Source organism: Bacteroides sp., assembly GCF_028690125.1.
Classification (GTDB): Bacteria; Bacteroidota; Bacteroidia; order Bacteroidales; family Bacteroidaceae; genus Bacteroides.
In genome coordinates, this window is sequence record NZ_JAQVBV010000024.1 from 62,678 (window position 1) to 78,618 (window position 15,941).

At 46.6% G+C, this 15,941-nt stretch carries 21 protein-coding genes and 1 pseudogene; 19 read left to right on the plus strand and 3 right to left on the minus strand.

What is annotated here, in order from left to right; all coding sequences use genetic code 11:
- Positions 1-83 precede the first annotated feature (83 nt).
- The 19 genes from PHO71_RS15575 (at position 84) to PHO71_RS15665 (ending at position 13,200) form a co-directional block, all read left to right on the plus strand.
- Positions 84-236: a hypothetical protein gene (locus PHO71_RS15575; protein WP_300205064.1), complete on the plus strand. Its 153-nt coding sequence runs from the start codon at positions 84-86 to the stop codon at positions 234-236.
- Positions 237-307: 71 nt separating this feature from the next.
- Positions 308-1,078 carry a ParA family protein gene (locus PHO71_RS15580; RefSeq protein WP_300205066.1) on the plus strand — a complete coding sequence of 257 codons (771 nt, stop codon included), beginning with the start codon at positions 308-310 and terminating at the stop codon, positions 1,076-1,078.
- A gap of 2 nt (positions 1,079-1,080) precedes the next feature.
- Entirely contained in the window at positions 1,081-1,500 is a 420-nt protein-coding gene (locus tag PHO71_RS15585) for a DUF3408 domain-containing protein (protein WP_300205068.1), read from the plus strand.
- 2 nt (positions 1,501-1,502) lie between these two features.
- Positions 1,503-2,123 carry a hypothetical protein gene (locus PHO71_RS15590; RefSeq protein ID WP_300205070.1) on the plus strand — a complete coding sequence of 207 codons (621 nt, stop codon included), beginning with the start codon at positions 1,503-1,505 and terminating at the stop codon, positions 2,121-2,123.
- Between the two features lie 163 nt (positions 2,124-2,286).
- Positions 2,287-2,583 carry a DUF4134 domain-containing protein gene (locus tag PHO71_RS15595; RefSeq protein ID WP_300205072.1) on the plus strand — a complete coding sequence of 99 codons (297 nt, stop codon included), beginning with the start codon at positions 2,287-2,289 and terminating at the stop codon, positions 2,581-2,583.
- A 7-nt stretch (positions 2,584-2,590) separates the two neighbouring features.
- Entirely contained in the window at positions 2,591-2,917 is a 327-nt protein-coding gene (locus tag PHO71_RS15600; RefSeq protein ID WP_300205074.1) for a DUF4133 domain-containing protein, read from the plus strand.
- Positions 2,914-5,418, plus strand: a complete 2,505-nt coding sequence (locus tag PHO71_RS15605; RefSeq protein WP_300205076.1) for a TraG family conjugative transposon ATPase — start codon at positions 2,914-2,916, stop codon at positions 5,416-5,418. The genes PHO71_RS15600 and PHO71_RS15605 overlap by 4 nt, the downstream gene beginning before the upstream one ends.
- Positions 5,419-5,436: 18 nt before the next feature.
- Positions 5,437-5,667, plus strand: coding sequence for a hypothetical protein (locus tag PHO71_RS15610; protein ID WP_300205078.1), 231 nt, complete (start codon positions 5,437-5,439; stop codon positions 5,665-5,667).
- Positions 5,664-6,017, plus strand: a complete 354-nt coding sequence (locus PHO71_RS15615) for a DUF3876 domain-containing protein (RefSeq protein ID WP_300205080.1) — start codon at positions 5,664-5,666, stop codon at positions 6,015-6,017. Before PHO71_RS15610 ends, PHO71_RS15615 begins: the two co-directional genes overlap by 4 nt.
- 4 nt (positions 6,018-6,021) lie before the next feature.
- On the plus strand, positions 6,022-6,651 hold the full coding sequence (locus PHO71_RS15620; protein ID WP_300205082.1) for a DUF4141 domain-containing protein: 630 nt from the start codon (positions 6,022-6,024) through the stop codon (positions 6,649-6,651).
- Positions 6,652-6,672: 21 nt separating this feature from the next.
- The gene (traJ, locus tag PHO71_RS15625; RefSeq protein ID WP_300205084.1) at positions 6,673-7,665 is read left to right on the plus strand and encodes a conjugative transposon protein TraJ; all 993 of its coding nucleotides are present in this window, start codon (positions 6,673-6,675) and stop codon (positions 7,663-7,665) included.
- 21 nt (positions 7,666-7,686) lie between these two features.
- A complete protein-coding gene (traK, locus tag PHO71_RS15630; protein WP_300205086.1) occupies positions 7,687-8,310 on the plus strand; it encodes a conjugative transposon protein TraK in 624 nt (207 codons plus the stop codon).
- On the plus strand, positions 8,307-8,588 hold the full coding sequence (locus PHO71_RS15635; RefSeq protein WP_300205087.1) for a TraL conjugative transposon family protein: 282 nt from the start codon (positions 8,307-8,309) through the stop codon (positions 8,586-8,588). The genes traK and PHO71_RS15635 overlap by 4 nt, the downstream gene beginning before the upstream one ends.
- Positions 8,566-9,903, plus strand: a complete 1,338-nt coding sequence (traM, locus tag PHO71_RS15640) for a conjugative transposon protein TraM (protein ID WP_300205089.1) — start codon at positions 8,566-8,568, stop codon at positions 9,901-9,903. Before PHO71_RS15635 ends, traM begins: the two co-directional genes overlap by 23 nt.
- 27 nt (positions 9,904-9,930) lie before the next feature.
- Positions 9,931-10,866, plus strand: coding sequence for a conjugative transposon protein TraN (gene traN / locus PHO71_RS15645; protein WP_300205091.1), 936 nt, complete (start codon positions 9,931-9,933; stop codon positions 10,864-10,866).
- A 2-nt stretch (positions 10,867-10,868) separates the two neighbouring features.
- The gene (locus tag PHO71_RS15650; protein ID WP_300205093.1) at positions 10,869-11,450 is read left to right on the plus strand and encodes a conjugal transfer protein TraO; all 582 of its coding nucleotides are present in this window, start codon (positions 10,869-10,871) and stop codon (positions 11,448-11,450) included.
- Positions 11,451-11,456: 6 nt separating this feature from the next.
- The gene (locus PHO71_RS15655) at positions 11,457-11,900 is read left to right on the plus strand and encodes a DUF3872 domain-containing protein (protein ID WP_300205095.1); all 444 of its coding nucleotides are present in this window, start codon (positions 11,457-11,459) and stop codon (positions 11,898-11,900) included.
- 134 nt (positions 11,901-12,034) lie between these two features.
- Positions 12,035-12,736 carry an HNH endonuclease signature motif containing protein gene (locus PHO71_RS15660; protein WP_300205096.1) on the plus strand — a complete coding sequence of 234 codons (702 nt, stop codon included), beginning with the start codon at positions 12,035-12,037 and terminating at the stop codon, positions 12,734-12,736.
- A 20-nt stretch (positions 12,737-12,756) separates the two neighbouring features.
- Complete coding sequence (locus PHO71_RS15665; protein WP_300205098.1) at positions 12,757-13,200, plus strand: PH domain-containing protein; 444 nt, start codon at positions 12,757-12,759, stop codon at positions 13,198-13,200.
- A 305-nt stretch (positions 13,201-13,505) separates the two neighbouring features.
- Here the strand turns inward: PHO71_RS15665 and PHO71_RS15670 are convergent.
- The 3 genes and pseudogenes from PHO71_RS15670 to PHO71_RS15680 form a co-directional block, all read right to left on the minus strand.
- A pseudogene (locus tag PHO71_RS15670) lies at positions 13,506-13,712 on the minus strand (DUF3873 domain-containing protein); the annotation flags it as partial.
- 284 nt (positions 13,713-13,996) lie between these two features.
- Positions 13,997-14,530, minus strand: coding sequence for an antirestriction protein ArdA (locus tag PHO71_RS15675; RefSeq protein WP_300205100.1), 534 nt, complete (start codon positions 14,528-14,530; stop codon positions 13,997-13,999).
- Between the two features lie 632 nt (positions 14,531-15,162).
- Positions 15,163-15,702, minus strand: coding sequence for an ORF6N domain-containing protein (locus PHO71_RS15680; protein ID WP_300205102.1), 540 nt, complete (start codon positions 15,700-15,702; stop codon positions 15,163-15,165).
- Positions 15,703-15,941 lie beyond the last annotated feature (239 nt).

The following is a 15,941-nucleotide window of genomic DNA, read 5'->3' on the forward strand; positions in this document are numbered from 1 at the left end:
TAGGGACAGTTGCGGACAGTTTCAAAAACGAGCGGTTTTTCTCCCTTTATTTGCAGCAGATTTCAAGAAATAATGCTGGAAATATGGATAGAAACAGAGCTGGAATGAGTGATGAAAACCCTGCTTTCTTGAAAGCAAGATTTCAAGTTTTCATGATGGCAATGTTGCAAGAAAGCAGGATTGAAATAAACCAATCATTCAAGATGGCAAGAAAGCAACATCGAAAGATGGCATGATGGAAAGATTGAATGAAACCAAGATGGCTTGATTCAAAGAATGAACGATTGAAACCAATATAGAAAGAAATATGGACAACAAGAAAACACCTCTCTATGTCGCCTTTTCCACCCAAAAGGGTGGCGTTGGCAAAACCACCTTTACGGTGCTGGCGGCAAGCTACCTACACTACCTGAAAGGGTATGACGTGGCGGTCGTGGATTGCGATTACCCGCAACACTCCATTGCCGCTTTGCGCAAGCGGGATGCCGAGCAGGTAAACAGTGATGAATACTACAAGCTGATGGCGTTCGACCAGTTCAAGCGATTGGAGAAACGAGCCTACCCGGTATTGTGCAGCTCTCCCGAAAACGCCATCGCTACGGCGGACGAATATGTCGCCACTGCCACCACCGTGCCGGATATAATCTTTTTCGACCTGCCCGGAACGGTAAACAGTCAAGGCGTTATCAACTCCCTATCGGGTGTGGACTATATTTTCACGCCGATTGCTGCCGACCGGGTAGTGCTGGAAAGCAGCCTTTCGTTTGCGGTGGCTATCAATAAACTGCTGGTGAAGAATGAAGCGTGTCGCCTGAAAGGGCTTTATCTCTTTTGGAACATGGTAGACGGGCGGGAGAAAACCGACCTCTACGGGGTATATGACACCACTATCCGGGAACTGGAACTGCCGCTGATGAAAACCTTTATTCCCGATACCAAGCGATACAAAAAGGAGTTGATAGCCGACCAGCGGGTGGTATTTCGTTCCACACTCTTTCCGGCTGACCGCCGACTGGTGCGGGGCAGCAACCTCGAAGAGCTGATAACAGAGATAGCGTATCACATTAAACTGAAATGATTATGGCAAAGCAAACCAGCAGCAGACCGCAGATAGACGAAGATTTTATGAAAGAGATTATTTCGCAGGGCGTACCTGTCAGGCGGGATATTCCTCCGATTGAGCCATCACAGGAAGAGGTGGAAACACCCGAACCACCCAAAGCGGAAACCGTACAGGTGGAGAAACCCACCTCCCGCAAGCGAAAGAACCAATCAGGTGATTATCGGGAAACCTATTTCCAAAAGGTGGAACTTATCGACCGCCAGCCCTTGTACGTGAGCCGTAGCACCCATGAGAAGCTGATGCGCATTGTTACCGTCATTGGCGGGCGCAAGGCAACCGCCAGCAGCTATGTTGAAAACATCCTGCTCCAACACTTCGAGCAGCATCAGGAAGAAATCAACACCCTATACGAAAGTCAATTTCAAAAGCCGATTTAGCGATGGTACTATTTTCAATTATTACGGCATTCGTGGTTTACTACCTGATGGTTTGGGGATGGTATAACCGCTTGAAACGACAACCTCCGGCAGCCCAAAAACAGAGCCAGCCAAGACCGGATGTAGGTTCGTTGATAGGTGCTACACGCTTTCGCAGCGGACTAATCTGTACAAGTACGGACAGTTGCGGACACTTCCCACAAGCGGTTGAAAATGAAACTACTTTTGCGCCGGAACTACCGGAAGAGCCGGAGGAACTGGCGTTTGAAATGACTTTTGACGAGCCGGAAGAACCGGACATGGAGGACGAGGAAATAGCCAGTTACCTGATGGACGATGAAGCGGGACAGGCTACCGGAGTGGAGTTTGACAAATTGGGCGAAGCGGTACGCACGGCGAACAACGCCGATGCCAGCGAAGCGGACAAACAACAAGCTGCCGACACCCTGAACCGCATAGCGGGAACGAACCTGTACGATGCAGTGGTGGCAAACATCAACGGGGGGATGCAGCAGGTGGCGGAACTGCTCAAGCGAAACGAAGCGGCACTGTTGGTAACACAACCATCTGCCGCCACTGGAGATAGAGAACTGGATGCGTTCGACATGAACGACTTTTTATAAACCCATTAAAATGTGCAATTCTATGAAGCAACGAGAGTACGGTTAAATGAAAGAGCAATTCCCAAAAAGGGAGTAATCCCAACCACTAAAGTTTCAATTATTCACAATGCCGGGCGAAAGCGGACTATCCACCCGCTGCCCCGGCACTTAAAACCAATTTCAAATGAAAAAGAGAATTTTTCTGTTGGCGGCGTTTATCGTTGCCTCTGTAAGTGCATTCGCACAGGGAAACGGACAGGCGGGCATCACCGAAGCCACCAACATGATTACCGGGTATTTCGACCCCGGAACAAAATTAGTCTACGCCATCGGCGCAGTGTGCGGGTTGATTGGGGGCGTAAAAGTCTACAACAAATTTTCGAGTGGCGACCCCGACACCTCGAAAACGGCGGCAAGCTGGTTCGGGGCGTGTATCTTCCTGATTGTGGCTGCCACCATTTTGCGTTCATTCTTCTTATAATCGGGGTATGTCTGAATATTCCATCAACCGGGGTATCGGAAAGCCAGTGGAGTTCAAGGGGCTGAAAAGTCAGTACCTCTTCATCTTTGCAGGTGGCTTACTTGCCGTCTTTGTGGTGTTCATCATCCTGTTTATGGCAGGTGTCAGCCAATGGGTCTGCATCGGGTTCGGTGTTACAGCTGCCTTGCTGCTGGTATGGCAAACATTCCAGCTCAACGAAAAGTACGGCACGCACGGACTGATGAAAGTTACCGCCCGCAAACGGCATCCCCAATACATTATCAGCCGCAAGGCGATTCCCCGATTACTCACCTATAAAAAGAAGAATGAATGAGAAATATATTAAAAGCTACTACGCTGGAAAATAAGTTCCCACTTTTGGCAGTGGAAAATGACTGTATCGTCAGCAAAGATGCCGACATCACGGTCGCTTTCCGGGTGGAGTTGCCGGAGCTGTTCACCGTTACCAGTGCCGAGTACGAAGCGATTCACTCGTCATGGCACAAGGCGGTCAAGGTATTGCCGGATTTCTCCATCGTCCACAAGCAGGATTTCTTCGTCAAGGAGAACTACCAGCCCAAGATTGAAAAGGAGGAACTTAGTTTTCTATCCCGTTCGTTTGAACTCCATTTCAACGAACGTCCGTTCCTGAATCATTACTGTTACCTGTTCCTGACAAAAACGACACGGGAGCAAAGCCGCCGCCAAAGCGACTTTTCCACTCTCTGCCGGGGAAAGATTATACCCAAAGAGATAGAAGATAAGGATTCCGTAACCAAATTTTTGGAAGCGGTCGGACAGTTTGAGCGGATTATGAACGATAGCGGATTCATTACCCTTACCCGCCTGACTTCGCCGGATATTACCGGGGAAGATGGCAAGGCGGGAATCATTGAAAAGTATTTCTCGCTATCGCAAACCGACACCACCACGCTGAAAGATTTACAGTTGAATCCCGAAGATATGCGTATCGGGGACAACGTGCTGTGTATGCACACCCTTTCGGATGTGGAGGATTTGCCGGGAACGGTGGGGACTGATACCCGCTACGAACGTTTGTCCACCGACCGTTCGGATTGTCGATTGTCCTTTGCCGCTCCGGTGGGTGTGTTGCTCTCTTGTAACCACGTCTATAACCAGTATATCTTCATCGACGATCACGCCGAGAACCTGAAAAACTTCGAGAAGATGGCGAGAAATATGCACTCGCTGTCCCGCTACTCACGTGCCAATCAGGTGAATAAAGAATGGATTGAAGAATACCTAAATGAAGCGCACAGCAAAGGGCTGGTTTCGGTGCGTTGCCACTGCAACGTGATGGCATGGGCGGACGACCGGGAAGAACTCAAACGGGTGAAAAACGATGTCGGCAGCCAGTTGGCTCTGATGGAGTGCAAGCCCCGCCACAACACGGTTGATACGCCGACACTCTTTTGGGCGGCGATACCGGGCAACGCCGGGGATTTTCCGGCGGAAGAATCGTTCTACACGTTTATCGAACACGCCCTGTGTCTTTTCACCGAAGAGACCAACTACAAGGATTCACTTTCACCGTTTGGTATTAAGATGGTCGATAGGGTGAGCGGTAAACCGCTTCACTTGGATATTTCCGACCTGCCGATGCGAAGAGGTATCACCACGAACCGCAACAAGTTTATACTTGGGCCGTCCGGTTCGGGGAAGTCCTTTTTCACCAACCACATGGTACGCCAGTATTACGAGCAGGGTGCGCACGTACTGTTGGTGGACACGGGTAACAGTTATTTGGGGCTGTGCCAGTTGATAAACAATCGCACGGGTGGTGACGATGGGGTGTACTTTACCTACACGAACGAAAATCCGATAGCCTTTAATCCTTTTTATGTCGAGGACGGGGTATTTGATATTGAAAAGAAAGAGAGTATCAAAACCCTTATATTGACCCTGTGGAAGCGGGACGATGAAGCCCCGACCCGCTCGGAAGAGGTGGCGTTATCCAATGCCGTGAGTGCTTATATCGAGAAGATTACGGGCGACAAGTCTATCAAACCGTGCTTCAATACCTTTTACGAATATGTGCGGGACGGTTATCGTCAGCGGCTTACGGAAAAGAACGTCCGGGAGAAAGATTTCGATATTGACGGTTTCCTGAATGTCCTCGAACCCTACTACAAAGGGGGTGAATATGACTACTTGCTGAACTCGGATAAGGAGCTGGATTTATTACATAAACGATTCATTGTCTTTGAATTGGACAATATCAAAGACCACAAAATCCTGTTCCCGATAACGACAATTATCATCATGGAATCTTTTGTGTCCAAAATGCGAAAGCTAAAGGGTATCAGGAAATTAATATTAATCGAAGAGGCTTGGAAAGCGATTGCCAGTGCAAACATGGCAGATTACATAAAGTATTTGTACAAAACGGTTCGTAAGTATTTTGGCGAAGCCATCGTGGTAACGCAGGAGGTGGAAGATATTATTTCTTCGCCCATTGTCAAGGAATCCATCATCAATAACTCGGATTGTAAAATCCTCTTAGACCAGCGTAAGTATCTTAATAAGTTTGACAGCATCCAAACGCTGTTGGGACTGACCGACAAGGAGAAAGCGCAGGTACTTTCCATCAACATGGCGAACCATCCCGGCAGGAAATACAAAGAGGTGTGGATTGGTCTTGGCGGCACACAGTCGGCGGTGTACGCCACCGAAGTGTCGCTGGCCGAATACTACACCTACACCACCGAAGAGACCGAAAAAATGGAATTGTTCGCCCTCTCCGAACAGTTAGGCGGCAACCTCGAATTGGCTATCAAGCGGCTGGCAGAGAGTAAGCGTAATCCCGAAAAATAATCATTAAAAATTAAACGTATGGTAATTTCTAAAATACAAGCTATTGAATTGGGCTGGGGAGCAGATAGCATCTATTTCTCCACCAATGTTCCCAAAACATCCCATCAGTATGTGGATGATATAGAAGTACAAGATAGAATAATTGGCGGACGTGTCGAGATAGTCTATTGCGGATTCAGGGACAACAAACCCGTATTTCAAATGTCCGCTGGCAGTAACATCACAATTTATTATCAGGAACAGAAATGAAACAGGTAAGATTCTTATTTCCGATACTGGCGTGTGCCTTTCTGTTGCTGGTATCTGCTTGTTCTGAACGTCCGGCAAAGGAGCTGGAGCGGATGCGGGGCGAATGGGTCAGCGTGAAAGGTAGCCCGCATTTCTCCCTGTGGGAAGAGAGCGGACAATACAAAGTAACCCGTACCGTAACGGTTCGGGGGAAAGAGCATACCGACACCTACACCGTCCGGGAAACGGACGGATGCCTGTACATCGACACGGGCTTTGCGGTGGTGCTGACCTACAACAAACGAGCTGACCGGATTACCCATTCACCCGGCGGCGAGTTTCAACGAAGTAATAAACAACTAAAAAAGTAAACGTATGAAAGCAAGAATATTCATAGCAGTGGCGGCGTGCCTGTGCTGTTTCGGTACGGCGAACGCCCAATGGGTGGTAACAGACCCCACGAATTTGGCGCAGGGTATCATCAACTCCGCCAAACAGATTGTGCAAACCTCGACAACGGCGAACAATGTCATTAACAACTTCAAGGAAACGCAGAAGATTTTCCAGCAAGGTAAGGAGTATTACGATGCGCTCAAAAAGGTAAGCGATATTGTCAAGGGCGGAAAGAAAGTGCAGAAAAGCATTGTGATGGTGGGTGAAATATCGGAAATCTATGTCACCAACTTTCAAAAGATGCTGTCCGATAAGAACTACACCCCGCAGGAACTTACCTCTATTGCCTTTGGCTATGCCAAATTGCTGGACGAGAGCGCAGACGTGTTGCAGGATTTGAAAAATGTGGTGAACATCAACGGTATGTCGATGAGCGATGCCGAACGGCTGGCACTCATTGACCGGGCGTATAACAGCCTTTTGAATTACCGCAATCTTGTGAACTACTACACCCGCAAAAATATCTCCGTGTCCTACCTGCGTGCCAAGAAGAAAAATGACACAGACCGGGTGATGGCTCTCTATGGCAGAGGTGATGAACGATACTGGTAACATATATAATAAGGTAAGAGTATGTTATTAGCCATCGAATTTGACAACCTGCATCAAGTGTTACGGGCATTGTATGATGATATGATGCCGTTGTGCAGTAATATGACCGGAGTAGCCAAAGGCATTGCCGGAATCGGCGCACTCTTCTATGTGGCGGTCAAGGTGTGGCAAGCCCTCGCCCGTGCCGAAGCCATAGACGTGTACCCACTGTTACGCCCTTTTGCCATCGGGTTGTGCATTATGTTCTTTCCCACATTCGTGCTGGGAACGATTAACACCGTACTGTCTCCAGTGGTGCGTGGGTGTAACAACCTATTGGAGACACAGACATTCAATATGAATGAATACCGCCAGCAGAAAGACAAACTGGAGTATGAAGCCCTGATGCGCAATCCAGAAACGGCGTATCTCGCCAGCGATGAAGAGTTCGACCGACAACTGGAAGAACTGGGCTGGTCGCCATCGGATATGGTAACTATGACAGGAATGTATATGGACAGGGCGGCGTACAATATTAAAAAATCTGTCCGAGATTGGTTTCGGGAGCTGCTGGAACTGATGTTTCAGGCTGCCGCCCTGATTATCGACACGCTGCGGACATTCTTTCTGATTGTCCTCTCGATACTGGGTCCCATAGCGTTTGCGATTTCCGTCTATGACGGATTCCAAAGCACGCTGACCCAGTGGATAACCCGCTATATCTCCATTTACCTGTGGTTGCCTGTCGCCGACCTGTTTAGCAGCGTACTGGCACGTATTCAGGTATTGATGCTGCAAAAGGACATCGAAGCCCTTTCCGACCCCAATTTCATACCGGACGGGAGCAATTCGGTTTACATCATTTTTATGATTATCGGTATCATCGGCTACTTCACTATACCGACCGTTGCCGGGTGGATTGTGCAAGCCGGAGGAACGAGCGGATATAGTCGCAATGTAGGGCGTGCAGGTGCGCTGGCGGGTGCTGTCGCTGGAGCGGCAACCGGAAAGATTGCGGGAAAACTCATCAAATAATCACTAATTAATTTCAGAAATATGCAATTCAAATCATTAACGAATATCGAAACCAGTTTTCGACAAATCAGGCTCTTTGTGCTGGTGTTCATCTGCCTGTGCGCCGTAGTAACCGGATTTGTGGTGTGGAACTCCTACACCTTTGCCGAAGAGCAGCGGCAGAAAATCTATGTGCTGGACAATGGCAAGTCGCTTATGCTGGCTCTCTCGCAGGATATGGCGCAGAACCGACCTGTCGAAGCACGGGAACACGTGCGCCGTTTCCATGAACTCTTTTTTACGCTCTCGCCCGACAAAGATGCTATTGAAAGCAACGTCAAACGTTCGCTCTTCCTTGCCGACAAGAGTGCCTTTAACTACTACAAGGACTTGGCAGAAAAGGGATATTACAACCGGGTGATTTCGGGTAACATCAATCAGACAGTGGAGATTGACAGCGTGCAGTGCGATTTCAACCAGTACCCCTACCGGGTCAGTACCTACGCCCGCCAGTTGATTATCCGGGAAAGCAGCCTGACGGTGCGCAGCCTTGTAACCTCGTGCCGGTTGTTGAATGCCACCCGGAGCGATAACAACCCGCACGGCTTTATCATCGAAGCCTTTACCATTACAGAGAATAAGGACTTACAAACCATGAAGCGATGAAAACGAACCTGATAACCAAAGTGCAGGATTGGACAGATGATACCCTCCGCCGCCTGTGCGGTCGTATCACGCCTGAAAAACGGCTGGTAGTAATCCTTGTGATGTTCTTTTTCTTCGGTGGTATGTCCATTTACATAACGGTTTCCTCCATATACAACATGGGAAAACGGGACGGGCAACAGCTTCAAATCGAACATCTCGGACGCTTGCCGATGGAGCAGAAAGATAGTATCAACCAATTAAAGATTCAGAGAAATGGAAGAATTACAGAAGAATGAGAGTGGCAAGCCACAGCGGGACGAGAAACCCAAACGGGAGCTGACCCCGCAACAGATTCAGCAGCGCAAAAAGATGATAATCTTTCCGCTGATGTTTCTTGCCTTTGCGGGTAGTATGTACCTGATATTCGCACCCTCCGGCGATAAGAAAACCCCGACCGAAGCGGTGGACGGATTCAACGCTGATATTCCGCAACCTGCCGGGGATGGGATTATCGCCGATAAGCAGAAAGCCTACGAAGCGGAACAAATGAACCGCAAGCAACAGGATAAAATCAAGTCGTTGCAGGATTTCGGTTTCACATTGGGCGATGATGAAACGGGGCAACAGTCGGTAGACCTGATACCGGAAGAGGAAGATCCGCAGCCCTCTTATGGCAGTGGTTCTTCCTATCGGGGCGGTGGCTCTTCGATTGGCTATTCTACAAATGCCTACCGAAATATCAACGAGCAGTTAGGTAGTTTCTACGAAACGCCCGAAGAGGACGAAGAAAAAGAGGAGTTGAAAAAGCAGATTGCCGAATTATCCGCACAATTAGAGAGCCGGAATAATCCGTCTACCGAGTTGGGCGACCAAATGGCGATGCTGGAAAAGTCCTACGAACTTGCCGCCAAGTATATGAATAACGGACAGCAGTCGGGACAATCCGGCGGCATGGCACAAGTAACGCCTACCGCTTCCATCACTCAAAAGCCACAGGCAGCACCCGTGCAAGCACTTCGGGAAAACACCGTATCGGGTTTGCAACAACCGATGAGCGATGCAGAGTTTATACGGGCATACAGTCAAAACCGCAACTATGGATTCAATACGGCGGTGGGTTCAGGCTATGCCATCGGCAAAAACACCATTGCCGCCTGCATCCACCAAGACCAAACATTGACGGACGGGCAAACGGTGAAGCTCCGGTTGCTCGAACCGCTCCAAGCGGGCAATATCGTTGTGCCGAAAAACACGCTGGTGTCGGCGGTGGCAAAGGTACAGGGTGAACGACTGGATGTGATGGTGTCCTCCATTGAGTATGCCGGAAACATCATTTCGGTGGAGCTGGCGGTATTCGATTCGGACGGGCAAAAAGGGCTTTCCGTACCCTCTTCGATGGAGCAGGAAGCCTTTAACGAAGCGATGGCAAACATTGGCAGCGGGCTGGGAACAAGCATTTCATTCGCCCAAAGTGCCGGACAACAGGTTGCGATGGATGTAACACGGGGTTTGCTGCAAGGCACGTCCGGTTATCTCGCCAAGAAATTCCGCACGGTGAAAGTCCACCTGAAAGCGGGCTACAAAGTCATGCTTTACGCAAAACAGAACTAATTTATAAACACTAAAATTCCAATTCAAATGAAAAAGTTATTTGTCATGTTCGCCCTCTTGATGGGCGTAGTATCGGTTCAGGCACAGGTAAACGACACAATTAGTCGTGTGCCGGGCAACGATTTGTATCAGGGTATCACCCGCAAACTCCCGTACCGTCAAATGGTAACACCCTTTGGCGTGGAAGTAACCTTTGCGAAAACCGTACACATTATTTTCCCTGCCGCTGTACGCTATGTAGATTTGGGAAGCAACCACATTATCGCCGGGAAAGCGGACGGAGCGGAAAATGTAATCCGGGTGAAAGCTACCACAGAGGGATTTCCGGGTGAAACCAATTTTTCCGTAATCTGTGAGGACGGCAGCTTCTTTTCGTTCAATGCGAAGTACGCCCGTGAACCGGAAATGCTCAACATCGAGATGAAAGATTTTTTGGAGAACGAGGACACCAGCGATTTTTCGCATACCCGAATGAATATCTATTTCCGGGAGCTGGGGAACGAAAGCCCGCTGCTGGTGAAACTGATAATGCAGAGTATCTACAAAAACAACGACCGCAAGATTCGCCATTTGGGTAGCAAACGGTTCGGCATTCAGTTCTCTGTCAAGGGAATTTATGCCTACAATGGGATTCTGTACGTCCATACGCAGACCAAGAATAGTTCAAATGTGCCGTTCGATACGGACTTTATTAAGTTTAAGATAATCGACAAGAAAGTGCCGAAGCGCACGGCGATTCAGGAAACGGTGCTGGATGCGGTACGCAGCTACAACGAAGTAGTAGAGATTGGCGGTAAAGCAACCGTCCGCACGGTCTATGCGCTACCGAAATTCACTATCCCGGACGACAAAATCCTGTTGGTGGAGCTTTACGAAAAGAACGGTGGACGACATCAGAGCATCCGAGTGGAGAATGCCGACATCGTAAATGCCGAAGTGATTAACGAACTTAAAATCAAATAGGAATGAAGAGAACTATTTTTATAATGATTCTTTTTGCGTTGTGCCTGAACTTTAACCAGGCACACGCACAAAGATACCTGCCCGGCATGAAAGGATTGCAGGTTACGGCGGGCATGGCTGACGGCTTCCATTGGAACGGGAAGTCGGATTTTGCTTACCACATCGGTGCGGCATACAGCATCTACACCAAGCACGCTGACCGTTGGGTGATTGGCGGGGAGTACCTCGAAAAGCGATACGACTATAAGGATATACGAATACCCGTGCAGCAATTCACGGCAGAGGGTGGTTACTATCTGAATTTCTTATCCGACCGCCGGAAAACCTTTTTCCTCTCGGCGGGGCTGTCTGCCCTTGCCGGATATGAGACCAGTAACCGGGGCAATAAGTTGTTGCCGGACGGCTCAACGCTTCTCAGTAAAGATGCCTTTGTGTATGGCGGAGCTTTAACGCTGGAGCTGGAAACCTACCTGACCGACCGCATGGTGTTGCTCCTGAATGTTCGGGAACGGGCGTTGTTCGGTTCATCCATCGGGACGTTCCACACGCAGGTGGGTATCGGAATGAAGTTTATAATCAATTAAAACGGAATGTATATGCGAAATAGATTATCAAAAATCGGGATGGGCTGCTGCATGGTGGCCGCCCTCCTGTTCTTCGGCTCGTGTGATGATAAGCTGGAGATTCAACAAGCGTACCCGTTCACCATCGAAACGATGCCTGTACCCAAGAAACTGAAAGTCGGGGAAACCGCAGAAATTAGGTGTCAGTTGAAACGGGACGGGCAATATTTACCGACCACCTACCAAATTCGCTTCTTTCAACCGGACGGCAAAGGGGAACTGAAAATGGATAACGGTACATTGTTCCTGCCGAACGATTTTTACCCGCTGGAGAAAGAGACGTTCCGGCTCTACTACACCTCTGCATCCACCGACCAACAGACCATTGACGTGTATGTGGAAGATAGTTTCGGACAGTTGGTACAGCTTACTTTTTCGTTCAACAACGACAGCAGCAAGGAAGAGGAATAACCCTTTTCGTCTGAATGTGTTAAGAAACACTCAACAAAATATTGTTGGGTGTTTTTTTATGATTAACTTTGTATGTGACTGAATGATTATGTGAAGTAGAAAAGAAAAATATTCAATATTACTATACCCACGATTTGAAAAAAAAGTCATTATATCAAACTAACCAATGGGCTGAATTTAGAGAATTGGTTATTGAACTTGACGGTAACAAATGTACAATTTGTGGAAGAAGTCGAGATGAAGTTGTTTTGCAGGTACATCATTTAAGATATATCCCCGAACGTAAACCTTGGGAGTATGCAACAAATGAATGTAGAACTCTGTGTAAAGGATGTCATGCATCAGAACACGGTATAGTAATGCCAAAAGTTGGTTGGGAATATCTTGGAGAAGAAGATTTAGGTGATTTAATTGGGACTTGTGATAATTGTGGTAGTTCATTGCGACATCAATTCTTTATTTTTCACGAAAATTGGGGTACTATCGGTGTTGGAACATATTGCTGTGATGTTCTAACAGACAGTAATATAGCTTCAAATTTAGTGGAATCTCAAAAAAGGTATGACGAAAGGAAGAAAAGGTTTGTAAATTCTAAGCGTTGGAAAAATAGTAATAATGTGGTTTTAATAAAGCAAAGTGGTTTTAGTATAAAAATAACTCAAATAATAGATTCTTATTATATAACGATAAATCAGTTAGAAAGTTCCAAGAAATATGCAAGTCTTATAGATGCCCAAGAAAAGGTTTTTGATGTTATTGAATCAGGAAAGTTGATTGACTATTTCAACGAAAAAAAGATTCCGTTTGATAAAAAAAAGACAAAACATAAAGAGTAAAGTAAAAATCATTAAATACAATGAGCTACATAAACAATAACTTACAAGTAGGCGAAACAGTAGAATACTGTGCAAATATACATTGGTTCATATTTGCCAAACCTGCTATTCTGCTATTGTTGGGCTATCTTTTTTACTCCACCCAAACGGACATAACACACTATGCAGGTTTGTTCATGCTGGTTTTGGGTGGTTTCCACCTGATTAAAAGTATTCTTCTGAAAATAGGAACGGAGTATATTGTTACCAATAAACGGGTAATTCTCAAATCAGGTATTTTAAGTCGGGATGCTCTTGAATTGATGCTAAACAAGTGTGAGGGAATGCGGATAAATCAAAGTGTTATGGGGCGTATTTTCGGTTTCGGGTCAATCCTTGTTACCACCGGAGGTGTAACAAATACATTCAGATTTGTTGCTAACCCAATGAAGTTTAGAAACGAGATAAACCGACAAATACAATAAAAGAAATGTTTGCCGGATTAATTGGTAAACATTTCATAAACAGGGAAAAAGGTTTCTTTGCTACTTTCTTTCCCGCATAGGCTCACGAAAGAAAGTAGCCGGGCGGGAGTTCCGCCCGGTTTAGATTACAATTCCAAAAAGCTATCAATATCACATTCCAATATAACGACCTCCGCCTGATGGGTGTAGAGGTCGTTTTTCTTTGCCGCTTCAATGGCTTTTTCTTCACTGGAGTAGACCCCGAAACAAACCCGGCTCGATTTGGTTTTGTGTACGTCTGTCTGAAACAGGATATAAACGGGTCGTTGCTCTTGGCGTTTTATCCACTCGTCCCGCTTTTGGCGGCAGATTTCAAGCGTTTTTGCTACTATGGAGAAAAGTTTGCCGTTTGTGTGGCGGTAGTCGTATTGGATATAAATCTGACCTCTGAACGCTCCTAAACAGCACTCGATATATTTTTCTTCTCCGGGTGTTTGGGTAATGCTCACCCCGTTTTTATTCAATGATTCCATTTTCATTTTATTTGATTGGTTTATACTATCAATAGAGCAAGCAACAACAGAAACAGCACCGTAACACACAAACTGTAAAGGATAGACAGGCAGACCCGTAACAGGAAACACGCCACGCCATAACCCAAAAACAGAAGTAACACCGTACCAGTTCCGGCAGCACAGGCAAAACGGTACAGAACAAACAACAGCATCAGCCGCAGCACTATTTTACAGATTTGTTTTTTGTCCATTGCTTGGGGATTTGTGGGCGGGGTGTCGATGTCCCCGCCCGTATTGATATTTTAAGCTACCCGAAATACAAAACCGTCCTCCATCCAGTAGTCGCCGCAAAATAAATCACGGGCAAACTTGGCATAGTCGAAGTAGGTTTTGGCAAACTCCGGCAGGTCGTAGCACTCTTCAATAATTTGGTAGGCAAAATCCTCTTCATCGTCATATTCGCCCTGATATTCCTCTTCAAAGGAGCTTACAAGGTCGTCTGCATCGGCTTTCTCAAAATCGTGTCCTTTGTGGTTGCACCATGTGAAAAAGGCTTCCTGCCGGGTGTCGTCCATATCTTCCACTGCATCCCGTAATTCAAAGAATTTTTCAGATAACCAGCTTTCACCGATTAGGCTTTCGGGAATGTTTTCCCAGTCCTGATACATATATTCTGCATCTTCTTCGTCTTTGTGCAGCTCCCGGCACGCTTCGTTAAACTCGTCTTTATCCGAATAATCGGAGAGGTCGAGCCACTTGCCAAAAAGTGAACCTGCGTTATACTTGCCGTATGTGCCTACATAAATTTTTGCTTCTGATAATGTTACCGCTTCCATGATTTCCTGTTTTTTTAAAGTTTATGCGGATTTGAGAGGTGAGGGAGTTGAGTTTCATAACCTTTTTCCTGTTTCTCGTAAATCCGACTTTTTTTTATGCGTCTTTCGGTCGGGTCGGTCGTTTTCGTTTCACATAGGCTATAAAGGGTAGTGTTTAGACTTCGCAAGATTTGGAAGAAAAATACGCTCAACCGCAGGGCAGCAGGAAGATTTTTGTTCTAACCCGGAGGGCTTGAACTTGCTAAGGCGTAAAAACACGGAAATACCTTTGCCTATTGAAATGAAAACAAATGACCGCCCACCGCAAGACTGCTTATGGGAGTGGTTTACATCAAGAGAAACGGATAAAAGGTCTGATAATCTTTTAGGGATTTACAAGATGATTTGGTGTCAGTGGTCTGTTTTAGGGAACAGGTGCGCAGGGGAAAGACAAGTGTATTGCCAGCTTGCCTTGTGATACTCTTGTGTGGGTTTATGGAGGTTCTTTTGCAAAAATCCACAACGTGCATAAACGAATGTGCAGTAGCGTTTGGAGTTTTGAAAATGTACCGGAGTAAAGGGATATAAAAATAGCGGGACGATGCCCGCTACTTCTTGATGGGATTAACCAACTTATCACAAACTGTGATGAGTTATTCTTTGGGTCTCTTCTTGACGGTGTGTTTAACTTTCAATACCGAAAGATTAAATTCGATGGTGGTTTCAGTACCTACGGTTTGAAAATCATCGCTTAGTATATCTGAAATTAATTCTCCGCTTTTTTGCATCATAGACTTTTGCTGTGACTTTTCGGATTGCTCCGATAGTTGGGAGATAGTACGGGATAGCTCCCGGACTTTGGTAAATGTTTCAATGATGGCTATTGTAGTTTCGGTTGCTTTGGGCGACTTTAGGATGGTTGCCAGCATATACAAACCACGTTCAGAAAATGCCTTTGGTGCATATTTCAGGTTCTCACCACGTTTCAAGGTCGAAATTTTCGACCTTGAAACAATGGCTTCATCCATAGATAAATAGAGGATATACCCATCCGGGAATTTATCGGGGTTGTTCTTTACTGCTTCATTGATACGTTTGGTTTCTACTCCGTATAATTCCGCAACATCGCTGTCGAGAATCACTTTTTGTTCTCTGATAGTGATGATTTTGTTTTCAATAAGTTGCTGCTTCATATCGCTTTGTATTTTAATCAATAACTATTGAGCTACCTCCTTATATATCTTCTCAATACCTGCAAACTTCTCAGAAAGCCCCTCCATATCGTTACCAATCTTGCTATTGGTGATTCGTAGGCTCGGCAGATGGCGCCTTGCCACCTTGCAGTGGTAGGTTTCCATCAGCCTGCCCCCGAACCGTACTTACACGTCTCCATGTATACGGCTCTCCATCTATAATATCATTTTTTTTTATC

Excerpts from the sequence above, each read along its gene's own strand:
- PHO71_RS15575 (WP_300205064.1), top strand. The coding sequence starts at position 84 with ATGGATAGAAACAGAGCTGGAATGAGTGATGAAAACCCTGCTTTCTTG.
- PHO71_RS15580 (WP_300205066.1), top strand. The coding sequence starts at position 308 with ATGGACAACAAGAAAACACCTCTCTATGTCGCCTTTTCCACCCAAAAG.
- PHO71_RS15585 (WP_300205068.1), top strand. The coding sequence starts at position 1,081 with ATGGCAAAGCAAACCAGCAGCAGACCGCAGATAGACGAAGATTTTATG.
- PHO71_RS15590 (WP_300205070.1), top strand. The coding sequence starts at position 1,503 with ATGGTACTATTTTCAATTATTACGGCATTCGTGGTTTACTACCTGATG.
- PHO71_RS15595 (WP_300205072.1), top strand. The coding sequence starts at position 2,287 with ATGAAAAAGAGAATTTTTCTGTTGGCGGCGTTTATCGTTGCCTCTGTA.
- PHO71_RS15600 (WP_300205074.1), top strand. The coding sequence starts at position 2,591 with ATGTCTGAATATTCCATCAACCGGGGTATCGGAAAGCCAGTGGAGTTC.
- PHO71_RS15605 (WP_300205076.1), top strand. The coding sequence starts at position 2,914 with ATGAGAAATATATTAAAAGCTACTACGCTGGAAAATAAGTTCCCACTT.
- PHO71_RS15610 (WP_300205078.1), top strand. The coding sequence starts at position 5,437 with ATGGTAATTTCTAAAATACAAGCTATTGAATTGGGCTGGGGAGCAGAT.
- PHO71_RS15615 (WP_300205080.1), top strand. The coding sequence starts at position 5,664 with ATGAAACAGGTAAGATTCTTATTTCCGATACTGGCGTGTGCCTTTCTG.
- PHO71_RS15620 (WP_300205082.1), top strand. The coding sequence starts at position 6,022 with ATGAAAGCAAGAATATTCATAGCAGTGGCGGCGTGCCTGTGCTGTTTC.
- traJ (WP_300205084.1), top strand. The coding sequence starts at position 6,673 with ATGTTATTAGCCATCGAATTTGACAACCTGCATCAAGTGTTACGGGCA.
- traK (WP_300205086.1), top strand. The coding sequence starts at position 7,687 with ATGCAATTCAAATCATTAACGAATATCGAAACCAGTTTTCGACAAATC.
- PHO71_RS15635 (WP_300205087.1), top strand. The coding sequence starts at position 8,307 with ATGAAAACGAACCTGATAACCAAAGTGCAGGATTGGACAGATGATACC.
- traM (WP_300205089.1), top strand. The coding sequence starts at position 8,566 with ATGGAAGAATTACAGAAGAATGAGAGTGGCAAGCCACAGCGGGACGAG.
- traN (WP_300205091.1), top strand. The coding sequence starts at position 9,931 with ATGAAAAAGTTATTTGTCATGTTCGCCCTCTTGATGGGCGTAGTATCG.
- PHO71_RS15650 (WP_300205093.1), top strand. The coding sequence starts at position 10,869 with ATGAAGAGAACTATTTTTATAATGATTCTTTTTGCGTTGTGCCTGAAC.
- PHO71_RS15655 (WP_300205095.1), top strand. The coding sequence starts at position 11,457 with ATGTATATGCGAAATAGATTATCAAAAATCGGGATGGGCTGCTGCATG.
- PHO71_RS15665 (WP_300205098.1), top strand. The coding sequence starts at position 12,757 with ATGAGCTACATAAACAATAACTTACAAGTAGGCGAAACAGTAGAATAC.
- PHO71_RS15675 (WP_300205100.1), bottom strand. The coding sequence starts at position 14,530 with ATGGAAGCGGTAACATTATCAGAAGCAAAAATTTATGTAGGCACATAC.
- PHO71_RS15680 (WP_300205102.1), bottom strand. The coding sequence starts at position 15,702 with ATGAAGCAGCAACTTATTGAAAACAAAATCATCACTATCAGAGAACAA.